The 12,573-nt window shown below is 33.7% G+C and carries 10 protein-coding genes; 1 reads left to right on the forward strand and 9 read right to left on the reverse strand.

The window, feature by feature from the left end; genetic code table 11:
* The first annotated feature begins 121 nt into the window (after positions 1-121).
* Positions 122-1,129, forward strand: a complete 1,008-nt coding sequence (locus J6Y29_07085) for a tyrosine recombinase XerC (GenBank protein MBP5427628.1) — start codon at positions 122-124, stop codon at positions 1,127-1,129.
* A 67-nt stretch (positions 1,130-1,196) separates the two neighbouring features.
* Here J6Y29_07085 and J6Y29_07090 read toward each other — a convergent pair whose 3' ends face one another.
* The 9 genes from J6Y29_07090 to J6Y29_07130 form a co-directional block, all read right to left on the reverse strand.
* Complete coding sequence (locus J6Y29_07090; protein MBP5427629.1) at positions 1,197-3,551, reverse strand: ankyrin repeat domain-containing protein; 2,355 nt, start codon at positions 3,549-3,551, stop codon at positions 1,197-1,199.
* A gap of 191 nt (positions 3,552-3,742) precedes the next feature.
* Entirely contained in the window at positions 3,743-3,970 is a 228-nt protein-coding gene (locus J6Y29_07095) for an HPr family phosphocarrier protein (protein MBP5427630.1), read from the reverse strand.
* Positions 3,967-4,467, reverse strand: a complete 501-nt coding sequence (locus tag J6Y29_07100; protein MBP5427631.1) for a dihydrofolate reductase — start codon at positions 4,465-4,467, stop codon at positions 3,967-3,969. Before J6Y29_07100 ends, J6Y29_07095 begins: the two co-directional genes overlap by 4 nt.
* Positions 4,468-7,113 (reverse strand): valine--tRNA ligase, encoded by a 2,646-nt coding sequence (locus tag J6Y29_07105; GenBank protein ID MBP5427632.1) that lies wholly within the window; start codon positions 7,111-7,113, stop codon positions 4,468-4,470.
* Entirely contained in the window at positions 7,097-7,795 is a 699-nt protein-coding gene (locus tag J6Y29_07110) for a histidine phosphatase family protein (protein MBP5427633.1), read from the reverse strand. The genes J6Y29_07105 and J6Y29_07110 overlap by 17 nt, the downstream gene beginning before the upstream one ends.
* Positions 7,796-7,816: 21 nt before the next feature.
* The gene (locus tag J6Y29_07115) at positions 7,817-8,203 is read right to left on the reverse strand and encodes a hypothetical protein (GenBank protein ID MBP5427634.1); all 387 of its coding nucleotides are present in this window, start codon (positions 8,201-8,203) and stop codon (positions 7,817-7,819) included.
* A 49-nt stretch (positions 8,204-8,252) separates the two neighbouring features.
* Positions 8,253-9,548, reverse strand: coding sequence for an amidohydrolase (locus J6Y29_07120; protein MBP5427635.1), 1,296 nt, complete (start codon positions 9,546-9,548; stop codon positions 8,253-8,255).
* A gap of 24 nt (positions 9,549-9,572) precedes the next feature.
* The gene (locus J6Y29_07125; GenBank protein ID MBP5427636.1) at positions 9,573-11,231 is read right to left on the reverse strand and encodes a ribonuclease J; all 1,659 of its coding nucleotides are present in this window, start codon (positions 11,229-11,231) and stop codon (positions 9,573-9,575) included.
* A 51-nt stretch (positions 11,232-11,282) separates the two neighbouring features.
* Positions 11,283-12,521: a glycosyltransferase family 4 protein gene (locus tag J6Y29_07130; protein ID MBP5427637.1), complete on the reverse strand. Its 1,239-nt coding sequence runs from the start codon at positions 12,519-12,521 to the stop codon at positions 11,283-11,285.
* Positions 12,522-12,573 lie beyond the last annotated feature (52 nt).

A 12,573-nucleotide genomic window follows, 5' to 3' on the forward strand; every position in this document is an offset into this window, starting at 1 on the left:
TATATGTTTTTATAATATATGCAATATATTTTTTGCTTGACACAATGCTTTTCTACATTTAGTATAGTAGTTAGTTGACATTTTCAACACAATTAAACAACTCAAGGGAGATGTATTTTAAATGGCACAGCGAACTCATATATCAAATGATGAAATGCCAAATTTTTTAATAGATTACTTAAATTATTTAGAAACAATAAAAGGAAAATCTAAGAATACTATACTAGCCTATTCTTACGACTTAAGACTATTCTTACGATTTATTAAAGTACATAAACAATTAGTTGATAAAGATAACTTCGAAGATATTTCAATAAAAGATTTTTCCACAGAAACTTTAGAGGATATCACTTTAAGCGATTTATACTCTTTTTTGTCCTTTGTAAATAGAGAACGCACCAACTCTTCTTACGCTCGTGCTAGAAAAGTCGCTAGTCTTAAATCATTTTTTAACTATCTAACAAATAAAGTAAAGATTGTATCGCTAAATCCTACTCGTGAATTGGAATCACCTAAAATACTAAAAAAACTCCCTCGCTATTTAAATGTCGCTGAAAGCAAGAATCTCTTAAATTGTGTAGCATCACAAAAAAGTGCTCACAAATTTCGTGACTTTGCAATGTTAACACTCTTTTTAAACTGTGGCATGCGTTTGTCTGAACTTGTGGGAATAAACTTAGACGACATAAGAAACAACACTATATCAGTCACTGGTAAGGGGGGAAAAGAACGCATAATCTACTTAAATCACGCTTGTGTCGATGCATTGAATAATTATCTAACTCAAAGACCTATTGACGGAGTTATAGATAAAAATGCTTTATTTTTAAGCTCACGAAAAACCCGCATTAGCAAAAATACTGTTCAATTTATTGTAAAAAAATACATCCGTATGTCGGGACTTGATGCAAAAAAGTATTCTACGCACAAATTAAGACACACGGCCGCAACTTTGATGTATAAGCACGGCAAAGTAGATGTTCGCGCACTTCAAAAAATACTAGGGCATGAAACTTTAGCTACTACCCAAATCTACACTCATTTAGATAATCAACAACTACAAGATGCATTAGACAATAATCCATTGGCCGACTTCAAGCCAAAAGATTCTTCAAATACTACAGATTAAATTTTTTGTCTAGAAAATCTATAAAAAAACTCTGGTCAAAATACTTAAAAACCAGAGCTATTTTTGTCTACATTCCTCTTCCCATATTATGTTCTATTTTAGGAGGAATAATTTTTTTATTTACCTTAGCTACATATATATTAGTTAACTCTTCCACAAAATTCTTTATTTTCTTGTCAAATTTAGAATCATACTTTTTATAAATATTCTTAGCTAACATAAGACATTCTCTTAAACTCCCTATTTTGTCCTCTCTTTTTGCCTTGTCTCTAAAAAACTTTATATATTTATCTAACATATTCATATTCTCATTATCTGCTGCAGCTTGTAATATAGGGAAACAATATTTTATATCTATTTTGATCCCTCTGTCTATCAACAAATTCACCATATTAGCATCATGCTTCCAACACGCATAATCTAATACATTATGCCCTTCTCTATCTCTTTCATCTATATTAGCACCCTCATCTAACAACTTTTCAACTTCCTCTAAATTGCCATTCCAACATTGCTTTTGTAAATTGGTTGATCCAAATACCTTTTGTATCTCAAATTTCTTTTCATAAGCACCATTTTTTATTAAGTATATACATATATCTGGATCCTTCGACACCAACGCTCTATATAATGGATTACGTCCAGCTTCGTTTTCTATATTTAAATTAGCTCCATGTTCCACCAAACTTTTTACTAAGTCTAGATTTTTTCTCTTACACGCTATATATAACGGAGTACGTCCATTATAATCCTTACAATCCACATCGGCGCCATTTTCAATTAAATATTGGGCCATCTTAATATTATTTTTTTTGCATGAATAAATCAGTGCCGTTGTATCATCATCAGCTTTTAAATTAACATCTGCCTTCATACCTACTAAATATTTCACTATATTAAGGTCTCCGTTAACACATGCTCTATAAAGTGGCGTATATCCATCATCATCCACTTTATTTATATCTGCACCACTCTCTACTAAATGCTTCACTATATCAAGGCCTCCCCTAATACATGCCATATGTAGTGATGTAAATCCATTATCATCCACTTTATTTATATCTGCACCATTTTCTACTAAATGCTTTACTATATCAAGATTTCCACTCTCACACGCTACGTATAATGGTGTATGTCTATTAACATTCTCTTTATTTACATCTGCACCCATATCTACCAAACACTTCACTATATCAAAATCTCCCAGCATACATGCTATATGTAATGGTGTATGTCTATCAACATCTTCTATATTTATATCTCCACCACTCTCTACTAAAAATTTTATTAAATCTGGATTCTTTCCAAAACATGCATTGTGTAAAGGGAATTCTCCATTTTCATCTTCTTCATCAATTTTTAGCCCTCTATTTACTAACTCTTTTACTTCTTCCAAATTACCTTTACAGCATCTGTCTCTAAAAATTCTTTTAGTTTCCTCAATTTCTCCATATTCTTCTATCTCGGCTATATTCTCTTCCACACCATTCTCTCTTTCTCTAACTGGTGCTTTTGTCTTAACTATATTTACTAAATTCATCCAGAATTTTTTTAGCTTATCTATAAATTTTTGTCCAACAGTTTTTAATAATTTCCCAACACCTTCTATTGCATTAATCAACTTAACAAAACCATCACTCATGTTTTTACCTATATTTTCAAAAATACGGATGCATTTGTCTATTAGCCTTTCATCCTCTTCTTTTATTGCAACATCAAGTAAAGGTACGCACATGTCCATATCAAGATTAATTCCTCTATCAATTAGTAAATCTATCATCCTAGCATCATTTCTCCAACACGCATAATCTAATACATTATACCCTTCTCTATCTTGTTCGTTTATATTAGCGCCTTCATCTAACAACCTTTCAACTTCCTCTAAATTACCATCCCAACATTTTTCCTGCAAATCGGTTGCTCCATACATTTCTTTTATACTCACTCTTGGATCGTATGCACCTTTTTTTATTAGATAATTTGATACCTTGTATGCAGCTATTGTATCAGCCAAATACAGTGGTGTCTTTTTTTCTCTGTTATGCACATTTACATCAGCTCCACTATCCACTAGATACTTCACTATATCCGTATTTTGTCCTAAACATGCGTACATTAACGGAGTATCTCCTATATTATTTCTTTTATGTATCTGTGCTCCCTTGTTAATTAAGTAAATAACAATATCTAAATCTCCTTCCTTACAAGCTTTATATAAAGGAGTATCTCCATTAGTAAGTTCTCTATTTATATCAGCCCCATTTTCTATTAAAACTTTTACTATTTCCAAATTACCCTTAGCACAGGCTATATATAAAGGAGTCCTACCCATACTATCCTGAATATTTATTTTTTCCCCGGAAATTATCTTCTGCTTTACTAATTCTAAATTATTTTTTTCACATGCTTCAATCAAACTCATCCTAATCATCTCCTTCTCATTAGGTTATAATTATAACAATATCCCCCCTGTAGTATACAACAAAAGAACATAATTGTCCTTTTTTATACATTAATTTTACATCTACTTTGTATATACACCACTGGACACCCAGAAATAATCTCCGAATGCCCAGTTCTCAATGTCAATCAATATAACTTACAATACTACTTTTATACAACAAACTTCTTAATTTGTTCTACAAAGTCATCGCACTTGTCTGAGAAAATCTCAACTTTAATAGGTTTTGATAAATCTAAACTAAATATTCCCATTATAGACTTTGCGTCTACCACATACCTACCTGACGATAAATCAACATCGTATGGGCACTTACTAACAACGTTCACAAAATCCTTCACATCATCAATTGTCTTTAGTTGTACTTGTAATTCTTTCATTCTAAATTCCTCGCTTTCTTATATACACAAAATTTGAACTTGATACCATTATAACTTTGTTCCTCACTAGCTTTAACTAAACTCCAATCTCTTATTTCATCTAAGTTGGCAAAAAATTTATCTGCCTTATATTCATTGTATATCTTGGTTACGTAAACCTCATCACAATATGGCAAAAACATATTATATATGCTCTCCCCACCTATGATAAAAACATCATCTCTATCATACTTATCTAGTATATGCAATGCTTGGTCTTTTGTTTTACATAACATAATATCTTTTTCTCGATACATATCTGATCTACTTAAAACTATATTGACCCTATCTTTTAAAGGCTCTTTATTCGGCAAAGACTCAAACGTAGCTCGACCCATTACAACTACCTTACCTACTGTAGTTTCCTTAAAAAACTTCATGTCAGAAGGTATTCTTTCTAGCAAATTCCCTTTAAATCCTATTCCCCAATTTTTGTCTACCGCAACTATCGCTTTCATCTAGATCCACCTTTTTGAGTTTATCTTTTCTAATCTCTCCAAAACTTTTTTATACATATCCTGATATTTCTCTTTTTTAGCCTTCTCCTGTAATACAACCTGCTCTGGTGCCTTGCTAATGAAACCTTGATTGCTAAGCTTACCGTTAACCCTCTTTAGCTCCATCTCTAAATTTTCTTTCTCTTTTTCTAACCTTTCTTGCTCTATTTCCCTATTTACCAAATCATCCATAGGAATATATATAAAAGCCTTTGAATTTACAACTGATGCGAAATCATTTAGATTGATTTCTTTTTCGTCCCTAACCTCAATCTCACTAGCATAAGCCAATTTTTCTAAAAATACAACACTATCTTTCAATAATTCCCTTACTTCGTCATCTTCTACTACAAACACAAGCTTCGTTTTCTTTGATGGTAATACATTCATTTGCGATCTTAAATTTCTTATTCCCTTTATACATTCCTTCAAAAACTCAACTTGCTCCTCTTCCTTACGATATTCACAATCTTTAGAAATTTCTGGCCATTTAGAAATCATTATACTCTCATCATCATGTTTTAAGTTCATAAATATCTCTTCTGTTATAAATGGCATGTATGGGTGCAACAATTTTAGCGCCTTTATTAATATATCATTTAATACAAAACAAGCTTCATTCCTTGTATCACAATCTTCGTTGTATAGTCTTGGCTTCACCATTTCAATATACCAATCACAAAATTCTTCCCAAATAAAATCATACACCTTCTGCAAAGCTATACCTAATTCAAACCTCTCAAGATTATCTGTTACCTCTCCTATCAGATTATTCATCTTGGATATAATCCATTTATCCTCTTTGGTAAATTTGTTCTTATCTACTTTAGCAAAATCTACATCGTCCTTAAAATTCATTATAACAAATCTTGATGCATTCCAAACTTTATTTGCAAAGTTTCTGCTAGATTCAACTTTCTCAGGTATATATCTAATATCACTTCCAGTTGAGTTCCCTATCATTAAAGAACACCTTAGTGCATCCGCTCCGTACTCATCTATTACTTCTAAAGGATCAACACCATTTCCTAAAGATTTACTCATTTTACGGCCCTCTTGGTCCCTAACTATACCATGTATTAATACGTGCGAAAATGGAGTCTTTCCTGTATGCTCTATCGCAGAAAAAATCATACGTGCTACCCAAAAGAATATAATATCATACCCTGTAACTAACACACTGGTAGGATAAAAGTATTTGTAGTCCTCAGTCTTTTCTGGCCAGCCTAATGTTGAAAAAGGCCAAAGCGCTGAACTAAACCACGTATCTAGCGTATCCTCTTCTTGTCTTATAGCTTTACTTCCACACTTAGTACATACTTTAGGAGCTTCTTTTGATACCATCATTTCTTCGCAATCACAGCAATAATATGCAGGTATTCTATGCCCCCACCATAGTTGTCTTGATATACACCAATCCTTTACATTATCCATCCAACTAAAATAATTCTTTGAAAATCTATCTGGTACAAACCTAACTTTTCCTTCCCTAACTGAAGCGTTCGCAGGCCCAGCCAAAGGCTCCATCTTAACAAACCACTGTTTTGATATCACAGGCTCTATTACTGTATTGCATCTATAGCAAACACCTACATTATGTTTGTGATCCTCTATTTTTTCTAATAATCCCAATTTATTTAGATCATCTATAATCTTCTTCCTTGCAGCATATCGGTCCAGTCCTTTATACTCCAATGCATTTTCATTCATCCGCGCATTATCGTCCATAACCTTTATTATAGGTAGATTATGTCTCTTACCCACTTCAAAATCATTAGGGTCATGTGCAGGCGTTATCTTTACTACTCCTGTTCCAAAATCTTTTTCTACGTAACTATCCGCTATAACAGGAATTTCTCTATTACACAATGGCAATATAACACTCCTACCCACTAAATTAGAATATCTATCATCATCGGGTGCTACTGCAATTGCTGTATCTCCCAGCATTGTCTCAGGCCTAGTTGTAGCTATAATAACATACTCGCTACTATCCTTTATTGGATACCTTATATGCCAAAAGTGTCCATCCTTTTCATCGTAGTTTACTTCCGCATCTGATATCGATGTGTTACAAGAAGGACACCAATTTATTATTCTCTCTCCCTTGTATATGTACCCCTTTTTATATAACTTCACAAAAACTTCTGCCACCGCATTAGACAATCCTTCGTCCATAGTAAATCTCTCTCTAGACCAATCACACGAACTTCCCAATTTCTTTAATTGCTCCACTATTCTACTTCCGTAATGTTCCTTCCAATCCCATGCTCTCTTCAAAAAACCATCTCTACCTACTTGTTCTTTTGATAAGCCTTCTTTTTTCATCGCTTCTACCACTTTTACCTCAGTTGCAATACTCGCATGATCTGTCCCAGGTACCCATAATGTACTATAACCCTGCATTCTTCTCCATCTAATCAATATATCTTGATATGTCTCATCCATGGCATGACCCATATGCAACTGCCCTGTTATATTAGGTGGTGGGATAACAATTGTATAAGGTTTTTTGTTTTTATCAACATGCGCTTTAAAATACCCTCTCTCCAGCCATCTTGCATACAACTTGTCCTCTATATCCTTTGGTTTATACTTCTTTTCCATCACTTACTCTCCCTTGCCTATTAAGATTTTGCCACCAATCTTGATGCACAATAGTTCTAAGATTAAATGGCAAATGCGATACATCTCCATCTATCTTTAAATCAAACTTACCTGTATCTGATTCATAATCAACTACAGTAACTGCTGTATTATCACACCAAGATACAGCCATCATATCCTTTAACTTAACCCCTGTAAATTTGCACTTTAACGCTTTTATAGCCGTACCATGCGTAACAATTAAAATTGTCTTTCCCTCATTTTCATGTATTATTCTATAAACTTCCCTTAGCAATCTTTCCTGGAAACCAACCATACTCTCCCCATTTGGCAACTCCACCAAATGCGGATTTTTCTCCCAATTATTATGCTCTAAAGGCCACATCTTGGGTATATCAGCCCAAGACACATCCTCCCAATCGCCACCATTTATCTCTTTTAATTGTTCAGATGTTTTTATTGGCAATCCTAGCTCTTTAGATATATAAGTCGCAGTCTTATATGTCCTGTTCAATACACTAGAATATAATACGTCTACTTTTAATTTTTTTAACCTACCTGCAACTAACTTTGCTTGTTCCTCACCCTTTTCGGTCAAATCTGAATTGTACCATCCATGGAAAAGTCTTTTTACATTTCCCTCTGCTTCTGCATGTCTTACAAATATCAATCTAGTTCTCATATAGCCTACTCCTTTTAAAATCTACTTCTTCCTTTTTCTTTTATCATAGACAGCTAAAATATCTCCTCCGTCTGATCTACCTATACTAACCTTAGGCTCACCCGTGTACTCATACTCTATTTCTTCTTCTTCTTCTTCTTCAATATCTTCATCCTCTTCTACATCATCGCCCTCTTCATCATCACTTCCTTCGCTGTCCTCGTCATCTTCCTCTTCATCATCTGACTGGGCAAAAGATATTTTTTCATCTATTTCCCTTATATTATCTTTTAACTTCCTCACAAGCTCACTTGTGGTATCTCTTACTTCATCATCTTTTTCATCTAAAAGGCCCTCTAATAGATCATTAACTTTGGATAAGAGCCTAATCTTTTCTTTTTCTAATAAATCTATGTCCTCTCTATTCAAAAAAACACCCCCTAGAATCATTATATTAATGCTCTTAAAATACCAAAATCTATACTATCAATTTTTTTCTTAGCTGACTCACTTTATATTTTACCATTTCCTCATCTATTGTCAACAACTGTTTGTTCTCCATTAATATTTTTCCATTAACTATTACAGTATCAACATCTTGTGCTTGCATCGAGTACACAATACCTAAAATATAATTCCCCTTTGGCGTATTATGAATTTTATCTACATCAACTATAACTAAATCTGCAACATTCCCCTCTTTTATAATACCTACATTTTTAAAACCTAGAGCTTTTGCCCCATTGACCGTAGCCATCTTTACAACATCTCTTGCCTTTAACACTGTAGGATCATTCATAATACCTTTATGCACCAATGACGTCAAATGCATTTCCTCAAACATATTAAGATTATCATTGCTCGCACATCCATCTGTACCTAAGGTAATATTTATTCCTTGATCATTCATATAAGGAATCCTAGCTATACCGCTTCCAAGCTTTAAATTGCTCGTAATATTGTGTGACACATTTACATCCTTCTTTTTAAGTAACCTTATATTATCATCATCTAAGTGAATACAATGTGCTGCAATAACTGGCACTTCAAAAACTCCGCATTCGTCCAAAATATTTACTGCATCCATACCATATTTTTCTTTGCATATACGCTGCTCTTCCTTTGTCTCAGCAATATGTATATGTATCCCTGTATTTAGGTCAGATGCTAGTTTTGCCGCCTCTTTTAATGAATTTCTATCATAAATATACGCTGAATGAATTTCTATATAAACTTTTATCCTTTTATCACACTTTCCATTCCATTCACTAAAATATCTATATGCACCGTCTAAATCTCTCGATACAGAGCCTACTCCATCTTTATTTAGTGACAATACACTCTTAGACAAATTCGCTCTAATCCCTGTACTATCCACAACTTTTGCAACTTCATCCATATAATAGTACATGTCAGCGAAAGTAGTTGTTCCACTCTTTATCATCTCCGCTACACCTAACATGGTCCCCCAATAAATAGCCTCATTAGTTAGCTTAGCCTCCACTGGAAATATCTTACTAAACAACCACTCTTCTAAGGGAATATCTGCTGCAAAATTTCTAAAAAGTGTCATGCCCGCATGCGTGTGTGAGTTGACAAGACCTGGCATAACAATTTTGTTTTTACCGTCTATAACTTTATCATATTTTCTCTCATCAACATGCTCATTATCTTTTGCTATACGCTCAATTATCCCATCTTTTATTGCTATACTTACATTCTCTACTGTTTTATTCCAATTAACTATACTTGTGTTCTTTATGAATATATTCAATAAACTTGCTCCTTATCCTATTTTTTACACTTCCATTATTATAGGCAATATCATCGGTCTTCTTTTGGTTTTCTCATACAAATACTCTTTTAAATCCTCTTTTATTAACCCTTTTTTAGTAGCCCAATCACTCTTCTTCTTGCCTTGAGTTTTATTTAATGCTTTTTTAGCAACATTCTTTATATCGTCCATTAACTTTTCTGACTCTCTTACATAAACAAATCCACGAGATATAATATCTGGGCCTGCAATTACAGATCCACTAGCCCCATCTATTGTTATAACAATAACAATCAATCCATCTTGCGATAAATGTTTTCTATCCCTTAGTACTATATTACCTACATCTCCAACTCCTAGTCCATCAACCAAAACTCTTCCCGCTTGCACAAAACCAGTTATTTGTGCCCTATCCTTTGTTAACTCCAAGGTTCTTCCTATTTCCATCAAAAATATATCCTTACTTGGCATACCCAAAGAGCTAACAAGCTCAGCATGTTTTCTCAAGTGCTTATACTCTCCATGCACCGGCATAAAAAACTTCGGCTTTACTAGTCTATGTATTATTTTAAGTTCCTCTTGGCAAGCATGACCAGAAACATGGATCTCTGCCAAATCTTCATATATAACATCTGCACCCTTCTTTAAAAGTTCATTTATAACTCTCGATATTAACTTTTCATTACCTGGTATTGGGGATGCTGATATAACTACCAAATCTCCAGGCACAATATCAACCTTTTTGTGTTCTGACACTGCCATCCTCGTTAACGCCGACATTGGCTCCCCCTGGCTTCCAGTAGTTATAATAACTGTTTTTTCTTGTGGATACTTCTTTATTGAATCTATTTCAACCAAAACACCTTCAGGCACACTCATATACCCCAGTTCTATCGCTACTTTTGCCATATTTAGCATACTTCGACCACATATAGCAACCTTTCGTCCATACTTTACTGCAGAATTTATCACCTGCTGCACCCTATGCACGTTAGATGCAAATGTAGCTACTATTATCCTATTCTTTGCCTCAGAAAATATCCTATCAAACGTTGCACCAACTGTCTTCTCAGACATCGTGTATCCTTTTCTCTCTGCATTGGTGCTATCTGCCATAAGAAGTAATACTCCTTTTCTTCCAAGCTCTGCAAACCTTATTAAATCTATAGGTTCTCCTTCTATTGGTGTATGATCTATTTTAAAATCGCCTGTGTGTACTACTATCCCCTCTGGCGTATATATAGCAAGTGCAACTGAATCTGCTATACTATGAGTCGTCCTTATAAATTCCACTTTAAAGCATCCCAATTTGATTGTATCGCCCTGATTTACTACTTTTGTCTTTACAACATCTTTTATTCTATGTTCCTCTAGCTTCTGTTCAACCAATCCTAAAGTAAGTCTTGTTCCGTACACCGGTACATTAATTTTTTTTAGAACATACGGCAATGCGCCTATGTGATCCTCATGTCCATGTGTTAATACAATACCCTTTATTTTCTCCACGTTTTTCTCTAGATACGTAACGTCAGGAATAACCAAATCTATTCCCAACAACTCATCTTCTGGAAAACCCATTCCACAATCAACAACAATTATGTTATCTTCGTACTCAATAACCGTAATGTTCTTTCCTATTTCACCTAGCCCTCCTAGTGGTATCACTTTTAATTTTTTTGTCATTTTTATCACAAATCCAACCGTTAAGGAATTTTATATTACTCGTATAAATTCCTAACGGAATTCACCTCCTTTTTGTATATTTATATCTTCAATAATGTATTGTTTCCATTCTACCTTTTTTGTATCTTCTACAACATTTGTATAAACCCGTCTATATTCTTTTTCTAACTTATTCCAATCAAATTTTTCTAAAACTTTTTGCAATGCCTTATCCACCATTTTCTTTGATTTATTGGGATCCTTTAATATATCTAATACACAATCAGCCAAAGAATTACTATTCCCAACTATAAATTTCTTCCCATCAACATTATGTTGAACAATTTCTCCCAAACCACCTACATCTGAAACAACTATAGAAACTCCCGCCAACATTGCTTCTAGTGCGACTATACCAAATGGTTCATATAAACTTGGATATACTGCCACATCTACACATCTATAGAGTAATCTTAAGTCATCATCTCCTAAGTATCCCGTAAAATACACCTTGTTCCATATCCCCATCGAATTTACTCTATCTTTCAAATAACTATCCTGATCTCCTTTTCCCACTATAACAAATTTCACATCATTATACTCTCTTATTATTTTCGGCATAGCTTCAACTAAAATAGATACCCCTTTTTCTTGTACTAATCTTCCAACAAAAAAAATTATCTTTTCATCATCTCTGGCATATCTCCTTCTAATATTTATGTCATACGCATACTTTTTAAATTTTTTTATATCAATACCATTATTTATAATCTCGACCTTATCCTCTGGTAAGTTAAAGATTTTTATAATTTCTTTTTTCATATACAAACTATTGACAATAACCTTACTTGACTGGTAAGTAAGCCACCACTCCACACTATTTATATACTTTTGCAAGCATGTGTATATACCATTGTTACGCCCATTCTCCGTAGCATGTATTGTAGAAATCATTGGTATACAATAAGAATTTTTTATAGTTACTGCACTAAATGCCACCAACCAATCATGTGCATGTATTAAGTCTAACTTGCCTATTTTATTTATCAGGCCAACCAAATACTCTATCATGGCTATATTGAAATGGTACACCCACTGTACAAAATCAAATATTTCTATACTTGGCAAACGCACTCTATGCACGTACACATAATCATCTTTTTCAAATTCTTCAGCGCAAGCCTCACAACACGTCACCACATGGACCTCATTACCTAACTTACCTAACTTCTGGGATAACTCATAAACCACCCTGGATATGCCTCCCACAATTCTAGGAGGATATTCCCACGTAAGCATAGCTATCTTCATACTAGTACCTCCGACCAATTGTTATTTTTAATATCAACTCATATATCATTAT

This window comes from Clostridiales bacterium (assembly GCA_017961515.1).
Lineage (GTDB): Bacteria > Bacillota > Clostridia > Acetivibrionales > RGIG10202 > RGIG10202.